This is a genomic window from Amycolatopsis sp. NPDC102522 (genome assembly GCF_055584485.1).
In genome coordinates this window covers 13243-35106 of the sequence record NZ_JBVJLY010000031.1, presented here as the reverse complement: position 1 = coordinate 35106, position 21864 = coordinate 13243, and the positions used below count along the sequence as shown (strand labels likewise).

24 protein-coding genes are annotated in these 21864 nt (G+C 69.5%); 9 read left to right on the top strand and 15 right to left on the bottom strand.

Features of this window, described 5'->3' with window-relative positions; translation table 11 throughout:
• Window positions 1–41: 41 nt before the first annotated feature.
• Entirely contained in the window at window positions 42–938 is an 897-nt protein-coding gene (locus tag ACZ6YV_RS40690) for a DMT family transporter (protein WP_465514730.1), read from the bottom strand.
• On the opposite strand from ACZ6YV_RS40690, the gene ACZ6YV_RS40685 reads away from it, so the two are divergent.
• Both ACZ6YV_RS40685 and ACZ6YV_RS40680 read left to right on the top strand, forming a co-directional pair.
• Window positions 937–2361, top strand: a complete 1425-nt coding sequence (locus ACZ6YV_RS40685) for an aminotransferase-like domain-containing protein (RefSeq protein ID WP_465514729.1) — start codon at window positions 937–939, stop codon at window positions 2359–2361. The genes ACZ6YV_RS40690 and ACZ6YV_RS40685 overlap by 2 nt on opposite strands.
• A gap of 50 nt (window positions 2362–2411) precedes the next feature.
• A complete protein-coding gene (locus tag ACZ6YV_RS40680) occupies window positions 2412–3110 on the top strand; it encodes a Crp/Fnr family transcriptional regulator (protein WP_465514728.1) in 699 nt (232 codons plus the stop codon).
• Here the strand turns inward: ACZ6YV_RS40680 and ACZ6YV_RS40675 are convergent.
• Window positions 3082–3642 carry a hypothetical protein gene (locus ACZ6YV_RS40675; RefSeq protein WP_465514727.1) on the bottom strand — a complete coding sequence of 187 codons (561 nt, stop codon included), beginning with the start codon at window positions 3640–3642 and terminating at the stop codon, window positions 3082–3084. The two genes, ACZ6YV_RS40680 and ACZ6YV_RS40675, sit on opposite strands and share 29 nt — an antisense overlap.
• Before the next feature lie 12 nt (window positions 3643–3654).
• Window positions 3655–4272 (bottom strand): hypothetical protein, encoded by a 618-nt coding sequence (locus ACZ6YV_RS40670; RefSeq protein WP_465514726.1) that lies wholly within the window; start codon window positions 4270–4272, stop codon window positions 3655–3657.
• A gap of 188 nt (window positions 4273–4460) precedes the next feature.
• Between ACZ6YV_RS40670 and ACZ6YV_RS40665 the strand changes: the two genes are divergently transcribed.
• A complete protein-coding gene (locus ACZ6YV_RS40665) occupies window positions 4461–5981 on the top strand; it encodes a sialidase family protein (RefSeq protein ID WP_465514725.1) in 1521 nt (506 codons plus the stop codon).
• A 91-nt stretch (window positions 5982–6072) separates the two neighbouring features.
• Here the strand turns inward: ACZ6YV_RS40665 and ACZ6YV_RS40660 are convergent, their stop codons facing one another.
• The 4 genes from ACZ6YV_RS40660 to ACZ6YV_RS40645 all read right to left on the bottom strand — a co-directional run bounded on the left by ACZ6YV_RS40660 (window position 6073) and on the right by ACZ6YV_RS40645 (window position 8652).
• A complete protein-coding gene (locus tag ACZ6YV_RS40660) occupies window positions 6073–6540 on the bottom strand; it encodes a hypothetical protein (protein WP_465514724.1) in 468 nt (155 codons plus the stop codon).
• Window positions 6541–6810: a DUF1905 domain-containing protein gene (locus tag ACZ6YV_RS40655; protein ID WP_465514723.1), complete on the bottom strand. Its 270-nt coding sequence runs from the start codon at window positions 6808–6810 to the stop codon at window positions 6541–6543.
• Window positions 6811–6848: 38 nt separating this feature from the next.
• Entirely contained in the window at window positions 6849–7355 is a 507-nt protein-coding gene (locus ACZ6YV_RS40650; protein WP_465514722.1) for a flavodoxin domain-containing protein, read from the bottom strand.
• 88 nt (window positions 7356–7443) lie between these two features.
• Entirely contained in the window at window positions 7444–8652 is a 1209-nt protein-coding gene (locus ACZ6YV_RS40645; RefSeq protein WP_465514721.1) for a nitric oxide synthase oxygenase, read from the bottom strand.
• Window positions 8653–9027: 375 nt separating this feature from the next.
• Between ACZ6YV_RS40645 and ACZ6YV_RS40640 the strand changes: the two genes are divergently transcribed.
• Both ACZ6YV_RS40640 and ACZ6YV_RS40635 read left to right on the top strand, forming a co-directional pair.
• On the top strand, window positions 9028–10044 hold the full coding sequence (locus ACZ6YV_RS40640; protein ID WP_465514720.1) for a CobW family GTP-binding protein: 1017 nt from the start codon (window positions 9028–9030) through the stop codon (window positions 10042–10044).
• Window positions 10045–10153: 109 nt separating this feature from the next.
• On the top strand, window positions 10154–10420 hold the full coding sequence (locus ACZ6YV_RS40635) for a hypothetical protein (RefSeq protein ID WP_378242577.1): 267 nt from the start codon (window positions 10154–10156) through the stop codon (window positions 10418–10420).
• An 86-nt stretch (window positions 10421–10506) separates the two neighbouring features.
• Here the strand turns inward: ACZ6YV_RS40635 and ligD are convergent, their stop codons facing one another.
• The 3 genes from ligD to ACZ6YV_RS40620 are packed head-to-tail and all read right to left on the bottom strand — an operon-like array spanning window position 10507 to window position 13775.
• Window positions 10507–11508 (bottom strand): non-homologous end-joining DNA ligase, encoded by a 1002-nt coding sequence (ligD, locus tag ACZ6YV_RS40630; protein WP_465514719.1) that lies wholly within the window; start codon window positions 11506–11508, stop codon window positions 10507–10509.
• Entirely contained in the window at window positions 11505–12584 is a 1080-nt protein-coding gene (locus tag ACZ6YV_RS40625; protein ID WP_465514718.1) for an ATP-dependent DNA ligase, read from the bottom strand. The genes ligD and ACZ6YV_RS40625 overlap by 4 nt, the downstream gene beginning before the upstream one ends.
• A 39-nt stretch (window positions 12585–12623) precedes the next feature.
• A complete protein-coding gene (locus tag ACZ6YV_RS40620) occupies window positions 12624–13775 on the bottom strand; it encodes a DUF1015 family protein (protein ID WP_465514717.1) in 1152 nt (383 codons plus the stop codon).
• Window positions 13776–13886: 111 nt separating this feature from the next.
• Here ACZ6YV_RS40620 and ACZ6YV_RS40615 point away from each other — a divergent pair, with 111 nt between their 5' ends.
• On the top strand, window positions 13887–15407 hold the full coding sequence (locus tag ACZ6YV_RS40615; RefSeq protein ID WP_465514716.1) for an MDR family MFS transporter: 1521 nt from the start codon (window positions 13887–13889) through the stop codon (window positions 15405–15407).
• A gap of 29 nt (window positions 15408–15436) precedes the next feature.
• Here the strand turns inward: ACZ6YV_RS40615 and ACZ6YV_RS40610 are convergent, their stop codons facing one another.
• The gene (locus ACZ6YV_RS40610) at window positions 15437–16327 is read right to left on the bottom strand and encodes a TIGR03854 family LLM class F420-dependent oxidoreductase (RefSeq protein ID WP_465514715.1); all 891 of its coding nucleotides are present in this window, start codon (window positions 16325–16327) and stop codon (window positions 15437–15439) included.
• Window positions 16328–16486: 159 nt separating this feature from the next.
• Between ACZ6YV_RS40610 and ACZ6YV_RS40605 the strand changes: the two genes are divergently transcribed.
• The gene (locus ACZ6YV_RS40605; RefSeq protein WP_465514714.1) at window positions 16487–17233 is read left to right on the top strand and encodes a thioesterase II family protein; all 747 of its coding nucleotides are present in this window, start codon (window positions 16487–16489) and stop codon (window positions 17231–17233) included.
• Window positions 17234–17236: 3 nt separating this feature from the next.
• Here ACZ6YV_RS40605 and ACZ6YV_RS40600 read toward each other — a convergent pair whose 3' ends face one another.
• Window positions 17237–17668, bottom strand: coding sequence for a DUF6292 family protein (locus tag ACZ6YV_RS40600; RefSeq protein WP_465514713.1), 432 nt, complete (start codon window positions 17666–17668; stop codon window positions 17237–17239).
• A 100-nt stretch (window positions 17669–17768) separates the two neighbouring features.
• A complete protein-coding gene (locus tag ACZ6YV_RS40595) occupies window positions 17769–18212 on the bottom strand; it encodes a MarR family winged helix-turn-helix transcriptional regulator (RefSeq protein WP_465514776.1) in 444 nt (147 codons plus the stop codon).
• 122 nt (window positions 18213–18334) lie between these two features.
• On the opposite strand from ACZ6YV_RS40595, the gene ACZ6YV_RS40590 reads away from it, so the two are divergent.
• Window positions 18335–18733: a DUF5313 domain-containing protein gene (locus tag ACZ6YV_RS40590; protein ID WP_465514712.1), complete on the top strand. Its 399-nt coding sequence runs from the start codon at window positions 18335–18337 to the stop codon at window positions 18731–18733.
• A 46-nt stretch (window positions 18734–18779) separates the two neighbouring features.
• Here ACZ6YV_RS40590 and ACZ6YV_RS40585 read toward each other — a convergent pair whose 3' ends face one another.
• Entirely contained in the window at window positions 18780–19721 is a 942-nt protein-coding gene (locus ACZ6YV_RS40585) for a hypothetical protein (protein WP_465514711.1), read from the bottom strand.
• 240 nt (window positions 19722–19961) lie between these two features.
• On the opposite strand from ACZ6YV_RS40585, the gene ACZ6YV_RS40580 reads away from it, so the two are divergent.
• Window positions 19962–20897 carry a pseudouridine synthase gene (locus ACZ6YV_RS40580; protein WP_465514710.1) on the top strand — a complete coding sequence of 312 codons (936 nt, stop codon included), beginning with the start codon at window positions 19962–19964 and terminating at the stop codon, window positions 20895–20897.
• A 296-nt stretch (window positions 20898–21193) separates the two neighbouring features.
• Here the strand turns inward: ACZ6YV_RS40580 and ACZ6YV_RS40575 are convergent, their stop codons facing one another.
• Entirely contained in the window at window positions 21194–21799 is a 606-nt protein-coding gene (locus ACZ6YV_RS40575) for a hypothetical protein (protein WP_465514709.1), read from the bottom strand.
• Between the last annotated feature and the right edge of the window lie 65 nt (window positions 21800–21864).

The window sequence follows — 21864 nt, the reverse complement described above, 5'->3', positions numbered from 1 at the left end:
TCGCGACGTTGATCCAGCTGCGTTGATCCAGCTGCGTTGATCTAGCTGCGGGAGCGTTGGGTCACGACGATGCAGGCGACGACGATCAGTGCCGTCACCGGCGCGGCCGTCGGGAGGTGCTCGCCGAGCAGCAGCACCGCCCAGACCAGGGTCAGCAGCGGCTGGGCCAGCTGCAACTGGCTCGCCCGCGTGACACCGATCTCGGCCATTCCCTTGTACCAGGCGAAGAAGCCGCCGAACTGCGAGATGAGCGCGACGTAGAGCAGGCCGGCGATCCCCTCGCCGGTGACGTGCAGCGGCTCGGTCAGCAGCCCGAAGACGGCGAACGCGGCGGTGGCCGGGAGCGCGAGGACCAGCGCCCAGGCGATCACCTGCCAGCCCGCCATTTCCCTGGCGAGCCTGCCGCCCTCGGCGTACCCGAACGCGCACAGCACGAGCGCGGCGAACAGGAACAGGTCCGCTGTGGACAGTCCGCCGCCGCTCTGGCCGACGGTGAACACGACCACCGCGCTCGCGCCGACCGCGGCGGCGAGCCAGAACCGGCGGGACGGCCGGTGCCCGGTCAGCCTCGACGAGACGACGGCGGTGGCCATCGGCAGCAGCCCGATCACCACCGCGGAATGCGCCGTCGACGACGTCTTCAGCGCGAGCGTGGTCAGGGTCGGGAACGCGAGGACACAGCCGAGGCCGACCACGGCCAGGCCGCGCCACTGGTCACGCCTCGGCAGGGGGACGCGGAAGACGCGAAGACAGACGCCGGCGACCAGCGCGGCCAGGACACTTCGCAGACCGGTGGCCGTCCACGCGTCGAAGCCCTTGAGCGCCCACGCGGTGGCGGGGAAGGTGAACGAGAAGGCGAAAACACCCAGCGCCGCCAGCAGCGTCCCGGAGCGGACCGCTACTGCCCGATCCGCGATAGCGCTATCATCCAGTCTCATGTCCGATGGTAGCAGCGTCGCCAGCCTGGTCACACAGCTGAGGTCCGAGCTCAAGCGCTATCCAATCGAAGGAAAGCTCCCGTCCAGCCGAGAGCTCGTCCGGCAGCTGAAGGTGAGCCCCGTGACGGTGTCGCGCGCCATCGCCGCGCTCGCCGCCGAAGGCCTGGTGATCACCCGCCCCGGTGCCGGCGTCTTCCGTGCCCCGCCACCCCGCGAGGTGGTGGTGACCGGCGACGTGTCATGGCAGGAGGTGGCGCTGAGCTCGCAGTCGGGCGCCCGCGCGATCGACGCGACCGGAGTGCTCGCCGCGCTGAGCGACCCGCCGTCGGGCGTCATCGACCTCAACGGCGGCTACACGCATCCGAGCCTGCAGCCGGAACGCGAACTCGCGGCGGCGTCGGCCCGCGCCGGACGCCGTCCCGGCGCGTGGACGAGGCCGCCGATCTGCGGCCTGCCCGAGCTGCGGGCCTGGTTCGCCCGCGACATCGGCAGCCCGGTGAACGTCGAGAACGTGCTGATCACCTCGGGTGGGCAGAGCGCGCTGACCACGGCGTTGCGCGCGCTCGGCGCCCCCGGCGCGCCGGTGCTGGTGGAATCCCCGACGTACCCGGGGATGCTGGCCATCGCACGGGCCTCGGGGCTGCGGCCGGTCCCGGTGCCGATCGACCGCGACGGCGTCCGGCCCGAACTGCTCGCGGACGCCTTCCGCGACACCGGCGCCCGGCTGTTCGTCTGCCAGCCCGCGTTCCAGAACCCGACCGGCGCGGTGCTGTGCGCCGAACGCCGGGCCGAGGTCCTGCGGATCGCCCGTGACGCGGGCGCCTTCATCATCGAAGACGACTTCGCGCGGCTGATGGCGCACCCCGGCAGCCCACCTCCCCCGCCTCCGCTCGTGGCGGACGACCCCGACGGCGTCGTGGTGCACATCCGGTCGCTCACGAAACCGGCGTCGCCGAGCCTGCGGATCAGCGCGCTGGCCGCCCGCGGCCCGGCTCTGGAACGGCTGCGCGGGCTCCACGCCGTCGAGAGCTTCTTCGTCCCGCGGCCCCTGCAGGAAACCGCGCTCGAACTGGTGAGTTCTCCCGCCTGGGCACGGCACCTGCGGACCCTCGCCGCCGCGTTGCGTGAGCGCCGCGACGTCGCCGTCTCGGCACTGCGGCAGTTCCTGCCCTCCTGGAGCGCCGTCCCGGTCCCGACCGGCGGCTATCACCTGTGGCAGCCGCTCCCCGGTTTCGCCGACGAAGTGGCGCTGACCAGCGCTGCTTTCCGCGCCGGAGTAGCGGTCACCCCCGGCAGGCTCTACTTCGCGGCCGAGGCACCGGGGCCCTATCTGCGCCTGAGCTACGTCAGCGCCGCGACGGGCACGCAGCTGCGGGACGGTATCCGACGCCTTTCTCAGGCATACCAAGAGATCCCCGGATAACGCCCGGCGCGGTTTGCTCGTACCATCGCGCACGGAGGCGACGAAAAGGAATGACACAACCGGCGGCGGAGCCGCAAGAATCACCCGGCAGGCTCTGGGAGCTGCTCGACGACGGCCAGCGCAAGGCGCTGCGCGCCGCGGCCGAGCTGCGCCGGTACCCGGCCGGGACGGTGATCATCCGCGAGGGCGACCGGTCGGACTGGGTGCTGATCCTGATGACCGGCCGGGTCAAGATCACGTCGGTGTCCACCGGTGGTTACGACGCCGTCCTGGCCGTCCGCGATCCGGGCGACATCATCGGCGAGATGGCGTCGATGGACGGCAGCCTGCGCTCGGCCACGGCGGTCGCCGTCGAACCGGTCACCGGGCTGTGGCTGTCCGCGCGGGCGTTCAACACCGTGCTCCACGGGTATCCCGGCATCTCCGTGGTCCTGCTCCGGATCATCACCTCGCGGCTGCGCTACGCCAACTCGCGCCGCACCGAATTCGGGGACAGCACCGCCGCCGAACGCATCGCCGCGATCCTGGTCGACCTCGCCGAGCGGTACGGCGTGCCCGTCCCCGACGGTACCCTGATCGCCCTGCGGATCAGCCAGCGCGACCTGGCGGGACTCGCCTCCGCGTCACGGGAAGCCGTCGCGCGGACCCTGCGGACCCTGCGTGCCGACGGGCTGCTCAGCACCGGGCGCCAGCGGCTGGTCGTCCGGAGCCTGAAAGACCTCAGACAGCTCGCACCCGACGACCACTGAGCCGCCACGGCAGGCCGAAGTGCCGCTCTACGCGCGCACCGGTGGCGGAGAACAGTTTCCGCACGCGCGGCTCGTTCTCCGGGTCGAAGTCCGGCGTGGTCTCGATCAGCGTCGTGAGTTCGCCGGTGAGCCTGGCCGCGGCCGTCCTCGGCACCAGCAGGACCCGCACCGGCGCGAGGCTGCGCTCGGCGGGCGGCGGCGCGATGAGGTCGACCCTGGCGCGGACCAGCCCGGTCAGCCTGGCCAGCCAGAGGACGGCTCCCGTCACCGTCCAGGCCACCAGTTCCGCCAGGAGGAACGGCGACAGGAGCAGCGCGAACCCGGCCGTGTAAGCGACCACGAACGCCATCACCAGCAGGTCTTCGAAGCTCGGCCGTTCTTTCTCGGCGGACCGGCCGCGGTGCCGGGTGAACGACACTTCCCGGTAGCGCTCGCTTTCGGTGACGATCGCGAACGGGCGGACCCGGCGCAGCCACGGCGCGAACCGGCGCACGATCAGCCACTCGCCGCCGTCGGTATCGGCCACCCGCATCGCGTTACCCCCTCATCGGTGCGCGGATCTTGACACAGACCTCCGACGAAGCAGGGTCCGGTGCCGTTCCACCCGCGCGCCGAACCGGGTGAGCGCCTCGTGCACGTCCGGGTCACCGGGGTCGAACATGACCCGGTCACGGAACAGGCCGCGCAGTTCGGTGACCAAGGGGCCCGCCTGGTCTTCATGCACTTTGAGGATCGTCAGTGAGGCCAGGCTGTTCTGTTTCCTGTGCCAGCCGAGGACGTCGACCCTCACCGGTGCCCGCCGGAACCGCCGGACGGCCAGGGCGACGGAGCCCGCGATGCCTTGGCCCAGCAGTTCCAGCAGCAGGAACGGCAGCATCAGGAGCCCACCCAGCAAGTACACCGGCAACATCACGAGCGCCTCCACCGCGAACAGCGTCCCGACCAGACCCATCGCCGCTTTGGCAAGAGGTCCGGCCTCACTGCCCTCGGTTTCGTCGTCGCGGACACCGAGGCCGTCATCGAAGTGGAGCCACCAGTCCGGGGCGAGCCTGTAGTGCCGGTAACCGCCCCTGAACAGAGCTAACGGCTGCACCCACCGGCGCCACGGCGCGAACCGGTGATCGATCGCCCACTCACGCCCCTCCGGATCGAACACCTTCATCGGCCCTCCCCCTCCCGAACTCGCGCCGTGGCCGGCTGAAGGAACTTTGACAGGGAACGGTGTCTCGTTCTGCGTCACCTGACACAGAACGCGAAACCGGGTTGTACGGGCCTTGTACGACGGCTGTACGAGCCGGAAGGACTCTGATGCCCCGTCACCCGGAATCGAATCCAGGACGGAGCACTCCCGTGAAGCTCTCCCGCGTCGCACAGGGCCTGTTCGCGGCCCTCGTCGCCAGCGCGGCGGTCGGCGCATCCCCGGCCACTTCCCTCGCCACCCCGGCCACCGGCGACCAGATCTCGGCGGCCGCCGTCGGGAACACGTTGGTGTACAAAGAGAAAACAGAAGGTTACGACTGCTTCAGAATCCCCGCCGTCGTCAAGGCCAACAACGGCGAACTGCTCGCGTTCGCCGAAGGACGCAACGGCGGCGCGAGCTTCTGCAACGACAGCGGCGACATCGACCTCGTCGTGAAACGCTCGGCTGACAACGGCAAGACCTGGAGCGCCCCGAAGATCGTCATCGAAGGTTTCGGGGACACCAAAGGAAATCCGACGCCGATCGTGATCCCCTCCACCGGGCGGATCGTGCTGCTCTCGGTGCTGGAATGCGTCAAGAACCCCGACTGCAACCGGATTCCGCGCGTCTCGATCAGCGACGACCACGGCAAGACCTGGACCGCGCCCAAGGTGCTCACCACGCAACTCGGGTTCGACACCGCGCCGGGCTGGCTCGCGACCGGCCCGTCACACGGCATCGTGCTGACGCGCGGCGCGCACGCCGGCCGGATCGTCGCCGGCATGAGCTACACCGACGACGACAAGAACAGCGGCGCGCTCGTCTACAGCGACGACCAGGGTGTCACCTGGAAGCGCGGCGCCACCGAAACCCTGGCGAAGTCGGCTTCGCTGAACCCGCAGGAGATCAGCGTCACCGAACTGCTCGACGGCCGGGTCTACGCGGCGGCGCGCAACCAGGCCAACAACGGCGACAAATGCCTCAGCGGCGGCGCGAAGAACCGCGCCTACGCCCTCAGTTCCGACGGCGGGGCGAGCTTCTCCACCAAGTTCACCTTCGAGGAGGACCTGATCACCCCGGTGGTGCAGGCCTCGACCGCGCGGATGACCGCGACCGACAAGGCGGGCAAGTACAACCGGATCCTGTTCGCCGCGCCGTCGGTCTGCGACCGTCGCAAGGAACTCGTCGTCCGGTCGTCGTTCGACGAGGGCGCGAACTGGCAGGGCAACTCCGCCGGAACGCTGGTGTGGAGCGGTGATTCCGCGTACTCCGACATGGTCCAGCTCTCCTCGGGCTCGGTCGGCGTGCTGTACGAAGCGGGCCCTGCCGGGAACGCCAACGAGACCATCCGCTTCTCGACCGTCACCGAGACGACGCTCGGAGCCCCGGCCTGCGGCGGCGGATACGGCGTGATCGACTCGGCCCCGCTCGGGACGGCGGGCACGGTTTACCTGTCCTACAACGCTTCCAACGGACAGAACTGCGTCAGCACGATGAAGAGCACGTCCGCGGGCACCGCGACCGCGACTTCGGCCTACCTCGAGGTCGCGGGCTCTTCCCGGCTCTCCGACTCCGGGTCGTTCGCCTGGTTCGCCGGTCCGGTGAAGGCGGCCGCGGCCGACAAGTGCGTGAAGTGGGGCGGTTCCGCGGGCGGGGTGAAGTACGACAGCCCGTCCGGGCACTGCGGCTGAGCCTTGGGTCTCGTGAGTGGTAAGTGTCGTTCTAACGACACTTACCACTCACGAGGCCCTGCTTACTGAGGCCCTGCTTACTGAGGCCTGGTCACTTCGGCGGCCGCGACCGCGGTGAAAGCTTGGTGAGCCCCAGTTTCTCCAGCTGACCCGAGATCTCCGCGAGCCCGGCGTCGAACCGGTCCAGATCCACGCCGCGGCCGGACAGGCCATCGCGGACGTGCTTCTCGACCTTCGCCCAGTCGTTGCGGTACTCGGTGGCCAGTTCCTTCCACGGCACACCGGCCAGCTCCCCGGCGAGGCCCTTGTCGTAGGTGAGCACGCCGCGCTCCATCAGGTACGCGATGCCCGGGTACCCGAGGTACCCCTGCCAGTAGGACCCGTTGTCGTTGGCCGTGATCGACCCCGCGGCCGGATCGTGGCGGACGTCGTAGGTCTTGGCCTTGTCCGACGACGCGACGCGCGCCGTGTCACCGTCGATCTCGACCCGCCCGTCGGCCACCGCGCCGAGCGCCTCGTAGATCTTGATGACCGGGGACGGCTTCCATTCGGCGGCCACTCAGCCCTCCAGCCGTTCGAGCAGGACGACGTCCACGGTGTCGCCCTGCTCCTTGCCGATCGCCTTGCGCACTTCGGCCTTCACCGGGAGCTTGTGCGTGCCGTCGCCCAGCGCCATGAACGAACTCCGGAACGCGTGCCCGTCGATCGTGCCGCGCACCTTCACCAGCCCCTTGGTGCCGAAGAATTCGGCGGAGCCGGGCATGACCACGTACGTCCAGCCGCCCTTCTCCGGGCTCTTGAGCAGTGTCGCGGTGAACTGTTTGTCCATGGCAGCACCCTACGACAGGGCACCGACGAAACCGGGCTTCAGAGGACGACGCGGATGCGGACGCGGCGGCCGACGTCGCGCGCCCAGGCCCGGATCGACGGCCAGTCGCGGAAGTCGCCGGCCCAGGGACCCATGGCCATGATCTTCCAGAGCAGGCCGCGCGCGGTGGACGGCGTGAGCCTGCCGCCGAAAGTGGCCGTGCGCTCGGCGTCGATCCTCGCGGCCAGCAACGCGACTCCCGCGGGCAGGCTGACCCGTTTACCCGCGGCGAACGGCCCGCAAGGCCCGCTGTGGAACAGCCAGACCGGGCGGTTCCGGAGCGCCTCTTCGTGTTCGGTGAGCAGGCGCACCGCCTCCGGACGCCAGCGCCGGTGATGCAGCGCGCTCCCGACGATCACCGCGCCGTAGGGTTCGACGTCCTCGACCTCGGCGGCGTCCAGCAGATCCGCCGTCAGCCCGCCTTCCCGCAGCTCGGCGACGATCACCTCGGCGATCTCCCTTGTCCCGCCGGATCGGCCGGCGTGAGCGACGAGTACTGCGGTCATGCCTCCATTGTCCGCACGGCCGCAACCCATGCCACCGTCCAGCCTATCGACACGCCGCATCCGGCTCACCTCTTCACCCGTCTGTGCCCTACCCGGGAGGCAGGAACGCCGGTCTCGCGGCCGGATCGGGTTCGTCGTAGTAGCGATGGAACACCGCTGTCTGCCCACCGGACAGCGGTGGGACGATCCAGCTCCACTCCGCCTGGCAACGGCGGCCCGCGCGCTCTTCCTTGGCGATGTGCGTGAGGAACCGCCGCGATTCGGTGTGGTGGTCGGCGACGGTCACGCCCGCCGCGTCGAAGGAGTGCTGGACCGCCAGGGTCAGTTCGACCAGCGTGCGGTCACGCCACAGGGTGCGCTCCGATTTCGTCGACAGGCCCATCAGATCCGCGATCACCGGCAGCAGGTCGTAGCGGTCGGTGTCGGCCAGGTTGCGCGCGCCGACCTCGGTGGCGAGGTACCAGCCGTTGAACGGCGCCGCGGGGTAGGTGATCCCGCCGATGACCAGCCGCATGTTGCTGATCGCCGGCACCGCGTGCCAGCGCAGCCCGAGGCCGGCGAACCACCGGTGGTCGGGATGCGACAACGGGACCTCCAGCACGGCGTCCGACGGCAGCCGGAACAGCTGCCGGTCCCCCGGTTCGGCTTCGATGAGCAGCGGGAGGACATCGAAGGAGCCCTTGCGTTCGGGCGGGCGCCAGCCGTGCTCCCGGACGGTCTCGGTGAAGTCGGCGTGGCGCGGATCGCCCAGGACCGAGCCGTCGCTGAGCCGATATCCGGCGTACCGGATGAGCTGGTCGTTGTGGATCTTCGGCCCGGGTTTCGCCGGGCCGTCCGGCGCGAACACGGTGATGGTCGAGCGGATCCGGCCGTCCCGGGTCGCGTCCCGCAAATGGGTGAAGCACTCGTCGGCGATGGCGTCGGCGCCTTCGACATCACGACGGTCCCGCACCTTCAACCCCTGCCAGTACAGCCTGCCGATGCACCTCGCGGAGTTCCGCCAGGCCACCCTGGCGCCGAACTCGACCTCGGCCGCGGTATGCCGGTAGGTCCCGGTCTCGTCGATCTCGGCGCGGACCCCTTCGAGCCGCTCACGCAGCCGCACGGCCCCGCCGTCCGTCTCGGCGTGGAAGAGCCGGAGGAAGTCCTCCGCCTCGGCCACGTCCACACTCCGTCCCCGTGACTTCACCTCCGGAGGCAAGCGAGGGATGTCGGTCACCCGCATGGAGGCCGCCGATACCTCGGCCTCCCACTCTCCGAATTCGACGCCGGCACCAGCGGCGGGAACGATCACCATTCCTCCTGCACTCGGGAATGCCCGGAGGATCATGCCTGATCGGCGAGATGGCCGGGTCCGGACCAGACGAAAGACGATACCCCACAGAAAGACGAGTACGATCCACCAAACGGCAGAAGCCTCACCCACGATGACATTTCAGCAGGCAGAGAGCTTGCCGACGACAATATTTGGAATTGAGTAGGACTTCGCGGGATATTCACCGAATTACGTCGACCGAAATGATCACGCTTACCCAAGATCACTTTTATGATCGTTGTTCATCACTCTTTCGAGCGTATTTCGCCGTCCCCTCTTCTCCTCTTTCCCCGGACCGGTGTATTGACCCACCTCGGCCATCGCTAGAGTGCGAGGATCCCGGCGGAAAGGAAAATCGTGGTCGACAGGCGGATTCCGGTCATCCTGGTCGCGGGCTTCCTCGGCTCCGGCAAGACCACGCTGCTCAACCACCTGCTGGCCAACCGCCAGGGCGCGCGGATCGGTGTCGTGGTCAACGACTTCGGGAGCATCGCGGTCGACGCGATGGCCGTCTCCGGCCAGGTCGACACCATGATGTCGTTCGGCAACGGCTGTCTCTGCTGCGCCGTCGACGCGAGCGGCCTCGACGCCATGCTCGCCAAGCTTTCCGAGGCCGAGGCCGGCATCGACGTCATCGTGATCGAAGCCAGCGGACTCGCCGAACCGCGTGACCTCATCCGCCTGATGATCGCCAGCGAGAACCCCGCCATCGCCTACGGCGGCCTCGTCGAACTCGTCGACGCGGCCGAGTTCGAGGCGACCAGGAAGCGGCACCCGGAACTGGACGAGCACCTCGGGTTCGCCGACCTGGTCGTGCTCAACAAGACCGACCGGGCCGACGAAGACGCCCTGGCCAAGCTGCGCGGCACGATCGACGAGATCGCGCCCGGCACGCCGGTGATCGCGACGTCCCACGGCCGGATCGACCCCGCGCTGTTCTTCGACGCCCAGCCGCGTGAACGGGCGGGTCAGCTGTCGTTCGACGACCTCCGCGAGAAGAAGCACGACCACGAGCACCACTTCCACACCGCGTACGACAGCGTCGCCTTCACCACCGAGCGGCCGCTGGACCCGCGGCGGCTGATGGACTTCCTCGAACAGCGCCCCGCCGGGCTCTACCGGATCAAGGGCTTCCTCGACTTCGGCCCGAACGGCCCGCGGTCCCGGTTCGGCCTGCACACGGTGGGCTCGTTCATCCAGCTGGAGCGGTCGGCGTGGCCGTCCGGGCAGTCGCGCCGGAGCGAGCTGGTGCTGATCGGCTCGGGGATCGACACCGAGGCCGTCACCGCGCGCCTCGAAGAATGCGTCGCGGACGATCCCGAAGTCGTCGACGAGCGGGGAATGCTGCGCGTCCTGCGGTTCATCCAGGACTGATCTGACACGCCGAAAGGCCCCGAAATACCCGATATCGCCGCGCGCCTCCTTGACACTGGTCGGCGAAAGGAATCTCGAGCTGGACCACCTGTATCGGGAGGACAGTTCCATGACGAACACCGCCGGACGCTGGTACCTCGTCGGCGCGCTGCCGGAGGACTCCCCCGCCGCGCACCTGATGACCCGCTCCGAAGACCTGCGCTACCGGCGTTCCGCCTGTGGGGACAAGGAATCCCGGCTGTGGACGCCGGTCGATCTCACCGGTACCGACGTCGCCCCGTGCCCGCGCTGCGCCGCGACCCTGCCGGGCCACCGTTCCACCCGCAAGGCCGAACCCGCCGTGAACACGCAACTCGCCTTCGACCTGCCGCTCTGACAGCGTTTCGTCCTCTGGATGCGGTCCTTGCACGCGCAACTACCGCATTCAGAGGACTAATGCGCCCTTGCGGCGGGCGTACGCCCTTAATCCTTCTTGGCTCGGCTCGGCGCCACCCGGGGCGGCTCGTTCGGCATCTTCGGGTAGACCGGCGGCCAAGGCGCGTCCATGAGCCCGTTCTCCATGTCCTTCCGGGACATTTCCAGCAGCGGCTCGATCGACTGCGGTTTCGTTCCCTCCCAAGGGTCTCCGCGTTCGGCGAGGCGAGCGGGCACAGTGGACAGCGTCAGCTTGTCCGGCTCGATGGTCTCCAGTTCGTCCCAGCCGATCGGCGTCGACACCTGCCCGCCGACCCGCGGCCGCACGCACCACGCGCCGAACACCGTCTTGTGCGGCGCGTTCTGGTTGAAGTCGACGAACACCCGGGAGCCGCGTTCTTCCTTCCACCACTGCGCCGTCATCTCCTCCGGGTGACGGCGCTCGAGTTCGCGGGCGAGCGCGACGGCGGCCGCGCGGACCTCGTAGCCGTCCCACTTCGGTTCCAGCGGAACGTAAAGATGCAGACCACGCGAGCCCGAGGTCTTGATCTGCGCGGTGATGCCGAGTTCGTCCAGCAGCGCTTTCGTCAGGACGGCACCGTGCCGCAGTTCGGGGAACCCGATCCCCGGCGACGGGTCGAGGTCGACGCGCAGCTGGTCACTGATGTCCGGCGCGTCGGCCCGGTTCGGCCAGACGTGGAACCCGAGGCAGCCCTGGTTCACCGCCCAGATGACGTGCGCGAGGTCCTTCGCCACGAGCGCGTCCGAAGTGGTGCCGTTCGGAGTGGACACCACCGTCGTGGTCAGCCAGTCGGGCGCGTTCTTCGGGACCCGCTTCTGGAACCACGACTTCCCGCCCGCACCGTCGGGATAGCGTTCCAGCAACAGGGGCCTGCCGCCGAGTTGTGCCAGCAGCGGCTTCGAAACCGCGCGGTAGTACTCGACCAGGTCCAGTTTGGTCTCGCCGTTCTCCGGGAAGTAGACCTTGCCCGGATTGGACACCGCGAACTCGACGCCGTCGAGGTCCAGCGTGACCGGTTCCGACTTCATGCTTCCCCCAGCTCGGTGAACAACGTGGCCAGCTCGGCGGGCGGGACCTCTTCGAGTTGCGCGTACGTGCACGAGGCCGGTTCGCGGTCGGGACGGAAGCGCACCAGCCTGCCGCCGTGGCGGAACCGCGTGCCCTCGACGTGCTCGTAGCGGACTTCGGCGACCCATTCGATGCGGACCGGCTCCCAGCTCAGGTCCTTCTGCGGCGCCCATCGGCTGCCCGCGCCCGGCATGCGGCCGCCCGCCTCCTCATGGGCCTCGGCCCACTCACGCCAGGGGTGGTTCTCCAGCGCGTTCTCCCGCAGCGGCGCGAGCTCGTCCACCAGCTCGCGTCGCCTCGCGGCGGTGAAACTGCTGGCCACGCCCACGTGGTGCAGGACGCCTTCGTCGTTATAGAGCCCGAGCAGCATCGACCCGACGCCGACACCGTCCTTGTGCCACCGGAACCCGGCGACGACGCAGTCCGCGGTCCGCTGATGCTTGACCTTCCACATCACCCGCTTGTCCTGTTCGTACGGTGCGTCGGCGGGTTTGGCCATCACGCCGTCGAAACCCGCGCCCTCGAACCGGGTGAACCAGTCCTGGGCGACGTCGGGATCCTCGGACAACGGGGTGAGGTGCACCCGGGCGAACTTCGCGTCGACGACGCTTTCGAGCAGCTTCCGCCGTTCCCCGAACGGCTCCGGCGTCAGATCCCGGTCGTCCAGGGCCAGCAGGTCGAACACCACGAAACTGGTCGGCGTCTCCGCCGCCAGTTTGTTCACCCGGGACGCCGCCGGGTGCAGACGCAACTGGAGCGCCTCGAAATCGAGCCCGCCCTCGGTGACCAGCACGATCTCGCCGTCGACGACGCACCGCTCGGGCAGCGCTTCCTTGAGCAGCTCGACCAGTTCGGGGAAGTACCTCGTCAACGGCCTGTCGTTGCGCGAGCCCAGCACGACCTCGTCACCGTCGCGGAAGACCACGCAGCGGAAGCCGTCCCACTTCGGCTCGTACAGCAGCCCCGGCGCGCGCGGCAGTTCGTGCACGGCCTTGGCCAGCATGGGCTTCACGGGTGGCATCACGGGCAATTCCACGAGGTGATCCTAAGCCGGACCACCGACAAAAGCGCGACGTCAGAGCTCCGCCAGCAGCAGTCCACTGCGCGGTTTCGGCGTGAAATAAGTGGCCTTCCTCGGCATCCGCAGCCCGGCCGCGTGCACGGCGAGCACCTCCGCGTACGGGACCGGGGCCAGCAGCACCACCGCGTCCGCGTCTTCGGGCACCGGGACTCCCGGCAGCAACGGCCGCACCTGCGGCCCTTCCGGATCGACGCCGAGCGCCTCACGGAGCAGCACCTGCTCGACCACGGCGTGATCGCCGCCCGCTCTGCCGAGCACCACCCGGAAGGCCGACGCCCCCGCCACCACGGTCACCTCGCCCGCTTCGACCGGCGGCGTCGGCGGCCCGGGATGCACGTCGAACCCCGCCTCCGTCCATCGCCGGACCAGCGTCTCCGCGTCGAGACCGGTGCCGGCGAGCACCCGGTGGATGGGCCCGATCCGCAGTCCCGGCCCGCCGGTGACCAGCGCCAGCAACGCGCCCCGCCCCGACTCCGCGGCGGCCGCGACCCGGTGATTGCCGTCCGCGACCAGGAGATCCAGCCCGTCCAGGGTCGCCAGCAGCTCGGCCTGGTCGTCGCCAGGACCGGCCAGCCACAGTTCGTGCTTGCGGCCCACGCCGTCCACTGTGGACAGGGTGGGTACCTGTCCCCGGCAGATCCGTTCGATGAGTGCGGTCAGCTCACGGCCGCCGGTCGCGGGGACCAGCATGGCCGCGCTCGTGGCGACGCCGAGTCCGGCGAGCATCGCGGCCCGCTCCGCGACGACGTCCGGATAGACGTCCTCGGTGTGCCGGACCCTGGTCACGCCGTCGTCCCGGACCGCCGCGGGATCGACCAGGCACAGCACGCCCAGCGCGACCCCGTCCGGCCCGTCGATGCGATACGGCGCGACGACGGCGGTGACCGGGCGATAGTGCCGCTCCCGGATCCGCTCGAAGGTCGCCCGGGCCTGCGGCAACGCCGCCTCGATCGAGAGGCCCCCCGCCAGCGCGGCCGGGGTCCTGGCCGGATGCTGCACCGCCAGCAGGCTGTCACCGCGCGCCCCGGCGAGCGCGGCGGCGACCCGGTCCGGGTCGGCGAACTCGTCGACGTCGGGCCCCGGGACGGTGTCGCGGACAACCCAGCCACGGTCGATCGGGCGGATCCAGGTGCTCATCCGATCCATTTTGCGGGATACCTCACGGAAAAAATCGGTCCCATGACCGGGCGTCTCCATGGAATGCTTACCCATGCGAAGCAGTTGACGCCCTTCATGAGTGCGAGGAGACCGCCACAGATGACCACCCCGGCCCCGGTCACCGCGAAGGAAGGGGTCGGTTTCCGCTCCGAACGCGGCCCCGTCCTGATCGCCGTGATGCTGTGTTCCGGCCTGATCGCCCTCGACTCGACCATCATCGCGACGGCGGTGCCCTCGGTGGTCGCCGATCTGGGCGGGTTCTCGCAGTTCCCGTGGCTGTTCTCGATCTATCTGCTGACCCAGGCTGTCACCGTCCCGCTGTACGGCAAGTTCGCCGACGTGCTCGGCAGGCGGCCGGTGATGTTCTTCGGGATCGCCGCGTTCCTGCTGGGTTCGGTGCTGTGCGGCGCGGCCTGGAGCATGCCGGTGCTGATCGCCGCCCGCGCGGTGCAGGGCATCGGCGCGGGCGCCATCCAGCCGATCGCGCTGACCATGGTCGGCGACATGTACACCGTCGAGGAACGCGCCAGGGTGCAGGGCTATCTCGCCAGTGTCTGGGCCATCTCGTCGGTGGTCGGGCCGACGTTGGGCGGCGTCTTCGCCGAGTACCTCGACTGGCGCTGGATCTTCTTCATCAACCTGCCGCTCGGGGCGCTGGCGGCGTGGATGCTGTTCCGGAACTTCCGCGAGCGCGTCGAACGCCGCTCGCACCGCATCGACTATCTCGGCGCCACGCTGCTCACCCTCGGCTGTTCGCTGCTGATCCTCGGCCTGCTGGAGGGCGGGGTCGCCTGGGGCTGGGCGTCCGCGCCGAGCCTGGCGATCTTCGCCGGCGCGGTGGCGCTGCTGGTGGCTTTCGTGTTCGTGGAACGCCGGGCCGAAGAGCCGGTGCTGCCGCTGTGGATCTTCACCAAACGGACGTTGATCGGCGGGAACCTGGTCGCCGTCGTCGTCGGCATGCTGCTGATGGGCCTCACCTCGTATCTGCCGACCTTCTCCCAAGGTGTGCTCGGCACCGGCGCGCTCGTCGCCGGATTCGCCCTCGCCGCACTGACCGTCGGCTGGCCGATCTCGGCGTCGCTGGCTGGCCGGATCTACATGCGGATCGGGTTCCGGGACACCGCGCTGATCGGCAGCGGGGCCGTCATCGCGGGCGCGGGGCTGACCGTGTTCCTGGCGGCGGGGTCGTCGATCTGGCTGGCGGCCGCGGCCGCGTTCGTCCTCGGCCTGGGCTTGGGCCTGACGTCGAGCCCGACGCTGATCGCCGTGCAGTCCACCATCGGCTGGGAGCGCCGCGGCGTGGTCACCGCGACCAACATGTTCAGCCGTTCGCTGGGCAGCGCCGTCGGCGTGGCGATGTTCGGCGCGATCGCGAACGCCACCCTGGCGAACCGTTTCGCCAACCCGCCCGCCGGGGTCTCCGGCCTGCCGTCCGGCGTCGACGCGACCAGCGTCGTCTTGGGTGGCAACGGCCCGGAAACCCCGACGACGACGTTCGTGCGTGGCGCCCTCGCGAGCGCCACGCACCACGTCTTCCTGGCGATGCTGGTGGTGGCCGTGCTCAGCGTCGGCGCGCTGCTGCTGATGCCGCGGCGGACCGAAGAGCTGAAGTTCGACTAGGGCTTAGTTCTGCAGCGGGATCGCGTGCTCTAGTTCTGCAGCGGGATCGCGTGCTCGACGAAGTTCTCGACGAACCGCTCGATCGGCTCCGGTCCGGCCGGGTACAGCACGAACTTGCTCAACCCGGCGTCGATGTACTCGGCGACCAGATCGCGGGCGGCCCGCCAGCTGCCCGCGATCAGCCGGGAGGGGTCCGCGTCGGACCTTGCCGCGACCGAAGCCGCGAGCGCGTCCGGGATCCCGTCCTCGGCGACGACGAGACTGATCCCGAAGTGGTCGGCCTCGACCTCACGATCCGCCTCGGCGGCGGCCTTCTGGATCGCCTCGCGGCCGGCGCGCGCTTCCTCGGGCGTGAGGAAACTGGCCAGCCAGCCGTCCGCGAGCCTGCCGATGCGCCGCAGCGCGCCGGGCGCCTTACCGCCGAGCCAGAGGTCGAGCCGTTTGACCGGGCGCATGCCCAAGCCGACGCCCTCGACGCGGAAGAACTCGCCCTCGAAGGTCACCTCTTCCTGTTCAAGCAACGCCTTGATCAGCAGCAACGACTCGTCGAACACCGCGGCGCGACGGCCTTGCGGCACCGGGAAAAGCGGCAGTTCCGCCTCCCGGGCGGGCTTCAGGCCGAAGACCGGGAGAACCCTTTTCGGCGCGAGCGCGGCGAGTGAGGCGAGCTGTTTGGCGACGAGCACCGGGTCACGGCCGGGCAGCACCATCACGCCGGTGCCGACCTTGAGTTTCGAGGTGCGGGCGAGCGCGTGCGTCAGCCCGACGACCGGGTCGATCCTGGGCGAGTACACCGCCTCGGGCAGCCAAAGCGAATCGACGCCCGCCTGCTCCAGCAGATCGACCGCGGGGCCGAACTCCTCGGGCGCCGTCCCGGTCCCCAGCCCCGCGCCGAGCCGGATCTTCAGGTCCTCCGCCACACTCGCTCCCTTCCGCCAGGCCCTGGATGTGGGCCGGTGTCCAGTGTTCCCATCCCGCCCCGGCGTGAACAACCCCGCACAGCCATGGACTCGCCCCGCGAATTCCCCGTACATTCGAGTGTCGCGGGGGTCGTTCCCGCATGGATTGGGGGATTTTCCATGGCAGGGCAGGCTCTCCGCGGCTGGACGCGGTGTTTCCACCCGGCGCCGGCGGCCGGGATGCGGCTCATCGCCTTCCCGCACGCCGGTGGCTCGGCGAGCGCGTACAGGCCGCTTTCGGGGGCCCTCTCGCCCACCGTCGAGGTGCACACCGCCCAGTACCCAGGCCGCCAGGACCGCATGGACGAGCCGGTGATCGACGATCTGCACGCCCTCTCCGAGCACCTGGTGGACGTCGTCGCCGCGTTCCCGAAGCCCTTCGCCCTCTTCGGCCACAGCATGGGCGCCATCGTCGCTTTCGAGGTCGCCCGGCGGCTCGAAGCGCGCGGCCTCGTTCCGGCGGCCCTGTTCGTCTCGGCCCGCCGTGGCCCGGGCGTGTTCAAGGAGAAAGCGCACCACCTCGCCGACGACGACACCTTCCTCGCCGAAGTCAGCAGGCTCGGCGGCACCGACGCGTCGATCTTCGACGACCCGGACATCCGCGCGCTGGCGTTGCCCGCGCTGCGCGGTGACTACAAGGCCGTCGAGACCTACCGCTACCGGCCCGGTCCCGGCGTGACCTGCCCTGTCGTCGCGCTCGCCGGGGACGCGGACCCGGTCCTGGAGGTGCCGGACGTCGAAAACTGGCGCGAGCACACCACCGGCACCTTCGAGATGGACGTGTTCGAGGGCGGGCACTTCTTCCTCGACGACAATCTGGAGGCCGTCACCGCGCGCATCATCGGCAAACTGACCGTCAGCCCCTGAAAATCAGGCCCAGGCCGAAAGCTCCTTGGCCAGCGCGGAGGCTCCGCCGGCGGTGCGCAACGTCGGCGCGCCGGGCCAGCAGTCCTGGTGCTCGCCGGTGCGCAGGCTATCGGCGAACCGGGCCACGAGCCGCGGCTGCGAGGCCACCGTCCGGCCACCGAGGTAGGCGACGACGACGTGGTGATCGTCGCCCGCGTGCGTCGCGACCGCGGCGGACCAGCCGTGCTCTTCGTGCCACATCAGGTCGACGTCACGCTCGGGGAAGCCGGGAAGGCGCCAGTTCAGCCTCATCCGGGCGGTGACCGGGCCGGTGAGGTCTGCCGTGCACGAATCCATCCGTATACCCAGTGCCGCTGCCACGTCCTCCAGATAGGCGTTCAGCCTGGTCATGAGATCCAGACCTGCTTCCGTGGGCGCGGGGGTCGAGGTGGTCACGGTCCCTCAGCTTCCTGTCACATTGAGTTGGCGTGACGGGAATTACCCACCCTGGCGCGGCTTCACACCCCCATTTCGTCACGCCACGGTTTCGGTTCGCTCAAGCCGTGGCTTCGATGACCCGCGTCAAGGCTTTGTGCAGCGCCTCCAGCTCGGAGACCTCCATTCCGAGCTTCTCCACGACGCGGTACGGGATCTTTTCCGCCTCCGCGCGCAAGGCGCGACCGGATTCCGTCAGCTCGACCGTCAGCAGCCGCTCGTCCTCGGAACTGCGCCTGCGAGTGACGTAACCGATCGTCTCCAGCCTCTTGAGCAGCGGTGACAGCGTCGCGGGTTCGGCGCGCAGAGCGACGCTCAGGTCCTTCACCGCCTGCGGTCCCCGCTCCCACAGCGCCAGCATGACCAGGTACTGCGGATGGGTGAGTCCATGCGGCTCCAGCAACGGGCGATAGATGGCGATGACGCTGCGCGAAGCGACCGACAGCGCGAAACACACCTGACGCTCCAGCGCGAGCGGATCCGCGCCCAGATCGATCGACTTCATCTCCGGCCCCTCCGAGTTCATGCCGCGAATCCTAGCCGTGGCGTGCGCGACACTAATGATTAGCGTGCTAATCATTAGTGTACTGTTACGGACATCGAAGGAAGAAGGAAGGGAGTCGTCCGATGCCCCGCAAGCGCCCGGATGTGTTCCGCTGGCTGTGGTACTCACTCGGCGGCAGGCTGCCCGAGCGCTACCACGACTGGATCCTCCACGACGCGACCACCGGAAGCTGGCGCTGGCGGCACGTCGCCCGCAGCACGGTGATGATCGCCCCGCTCTGCGCGGTGTGGCTGCTCCTGCCCGGCCCGCTCCCCCTGCGGCTGGCGATCGTGCTGATGGCGGCGCTCGTGGCGTACTTCTACTCGATGGCCTACATGGAGGAGAGCATCGAACACCGGCTCGCCAAGAACGGCTTCCCGCCGGGCACCGGCCGCCGGACCCGCGCCGAGGCCATCGCGGTCGCGGAGGCGGAGATCACCGAGCGGTACCTCGCGCGGTATCGGGACCAAGCGGGCGCCTGACCCCGCCCCTTCGCGGTGCCGCCACCGATTCGGGCTCCATCTTTGGTCAGGCGGCCCGACGCGTACGGGCCTCGGCGGCGCGATAAGCGGCCACGAGTTCGGCGACCACTCGCTTCGGCTCCGTGCGCAATCGACTGGGCAAGGTCTGGAGGACCGCGATGCCGGCGGCCGCATACCTGGCGTTTCTCGCCACTGTCGCGGCGTACTGCTGCTTGCCGAAGTGAAAGTCATACGAATCGATCTCCCAGGCCAGGCCTACCGCCACGAAGTGGCCGTCGGGAGTCGCGATGTACTCGCCGTCTTCGTCCCGCAGTTCGTGATTCCACCGGGGCTCCGGCAGACCGCTCATTCGCCACACCTTCATCGCGTCGACCTCCGCGACCGACCGGGCTCCGTCGGCGATCCGATGCAATGCTTCGCGCGGGATCGCGGTACCACGGCTGCTTCCGGCATCGAGTTCGTCGAACAGTTCCGGAAGGCTCACACCCCGTTGCACCGCCTCGGCAAGCAGAGCCGAAACCTCCTGTCGTGAGCCGAGCCGACGACTCTCGTCGAGAACGGACCGGACCAACGGTGCCAGTGGCACCCCATCAAGCACGACCGCCTGCGGCAGCCGGGTCGTACGTTCGATGATCGCGTGCCCGGAACTGCCGACCTTGTGCTCAAGGGGAACGAGAAGATGGACGCGAGAAGTATGGCCGGGGAGCATCCTCAACCCCTGCCGACGGCACGCGGTCGCTCCCGTCACCACCGCGTCCGGCCCGGCGTACAGAAGGGCGGCGTCGACCAGCTGCCGTCGCGTCGGCTCGCCGGAATTCAGCAGCAAGACTCCCGGCAGCAGTCGTCGCCACTGCTTTCCCGGACGGCACCGGCGATAGCATGTCCTCGACGGAACACCGAGTTCCGTCAATCGGGCGACGGTGATCACGCCACCACGACTGTGCTGATAGAGCCCCTCGGGATCACGAGCCCAAGCTCCGGATTTCACCCCATGATCGTCGGCCCGCCCGCCCTCGGTCGCCAGTACCTTCCCCCCGGCCTGTGGACAACTCGCCACACCAGCACCACTGTGGACAACTCCGCAGGAGTCGCGAAAGCCCCTTGACATCAATAGGAGCATCGTTCGCGACGTCTGATGTCCCGAAAGTGGCTTTCGCGACATCGCGGCGAGCGCGGGCAGCCGCCCGCGACCAGGCCGGATGAGCCCCCGCGGCTAGAGTGCGCGGTGATGAGACGCAAGCTCCGCCCGCCGCTCCCGCCCCGTCACGGGCTCGATCCCGCGAGGCTCAAAATGCCCGCCGAGGGGCCGTGGACGACGTTGCGGGAGCATCTCGTCGAGCGGCTTCCCCGGGTCGCGCCCGAGCGGATCGAGGAGATGCTCCGCGAGGAGCGCATCGTCGGGCAGGACGGGCCGCTGGGCGTCGATTCGCCGTTCGTGCCGGACTCGTTCATCTGGTTCCATCGCGATCTGCCCGACGAGGTCGAAGTCCCGTTCGAGGTCTCCGTCGTGCATCGCGACGAGCATTTCCTGATCGCCGACAAACCGCATTTCCTCGCGACGATCCCGCGCGGGCGGCACATCCTGCAGACCGCGCTGGTCCGCCTCCGCCGCGAGCTCGATCTTCCGGCGCTCATCCCCGCGCACCGGCTCGACCGGGTCACCGCGGGGCTCATCCTGTTCGTGATCACCCCCGAAGTCCGCGGCAAGTACCAGACGATGTTCCGGGATCGTTTGGTACACAAGGAATACGAGGCGATCGCGCGCCATGATCCGAGCGTCACGATGCCGCGCGAGATCAGCAGCCGCATCGTCAAGGAACGTGGGGTCATCGCCGCGCAGGAGGTCGACGGGCCGCCCAACGCCGAAACCCGCGTCGAGCTGATCGAACATCGCGACGGGCTCGGCCGCTACCGCCTGCTCCCCGCGACAGGCCGCACCCATCAGCTCAGGCTGCACATGAGCGGCCTCGGGTTGCCGATTCTCGGCGACGACTTCTACCCGGACCTGACCGAAACCCCGCTCGACGACTTCACCGAACCCTTGCAACTGCTGGCGAAGGTCCTCGAGTTCACCGATCCGGTCACCGGCGAACGCCGCCGGTTCGAAAGCGGGCGGACCCTCGAAGCGTGGACGGACCTCGACGCGTGGCGCCGAGGTCCGTGACGCCCCGTCCCGTGATGGAGGGGCCGGTGAGCGTCGGTCGGGGTGGTGGGGGGGGGGGGGGGGGGGGTTGTTAAACCAAAACCCCACACCACCCCCCCCCCCCCCCCCCCCCCCCCCCCCCCCCCCCCCCCCCCCCCCCCGGCCCGGCCCCCCTCCCCCCCGGCCGGCTGCGGGGGGGGGGGGGGGGGGGGGGGGGGGGGGCGTTTCCGGGGGGGGGGGGGCCCCACCCCCCCCCCCCCCCCCCCACCACCGGCACCGGCCACCCACCGGACACCGGACGCCGGACACCGGCAGGCTCACTTCCGCCAGAACTTGATCCCGCTCCACGTCACCTTGACCGGGCCGGCGCCACTGGCCGTCCGGTAGGCGCCGAACTTGTCGTAGTAGCTGCCACTGCTGCTGCTCACGGTCTGCTTCAGCGAACCGTTGATGTACACCTTGTGCGTGCTCCCGACCTGGTGCACGGTGTTGACCCGCACCGACGTCCCGACGGTCGCCCCGCTCCCCAGCGTCTCCCCGCCGTGGACCGCGTAGAGCCGCCCGCCGCGTTCGACCGCGAGCATGAAGTACGGCCCGGCGGTCGGCGCGTCGCGGAAGGTCTGTTTCAGGCTGATCCGGGTGCCCGCCATGCTGGTGATCCGGAACGAGCCCTCGAACTGCCGGGTCCCGCCGGTGTAGGTCACGTAGCGCCGTTCCGCCCGCTGATCCCCGCTTCCGGTGGAACAGGTCAGTTCGAAGTTGAGCCCGTCGACGGCGCCGCACCCGCGTTCCTGGACGTTGAACGAGGGATTCTCCGCCGTCCACGGTCCCGTTCCGACCTGGGCGCTCGCCGGCATCGCCGACGCCATCAGGCCGAGGACGGCCGCCGCGACCACCCCAGCGGTCCGAAGTCGTCTCCGCATCCTGCCTCCTGCACACTCAGGGCGGCGGTGGTCCAGACCAGGACCAGGCTGCGACTGTACGAGCA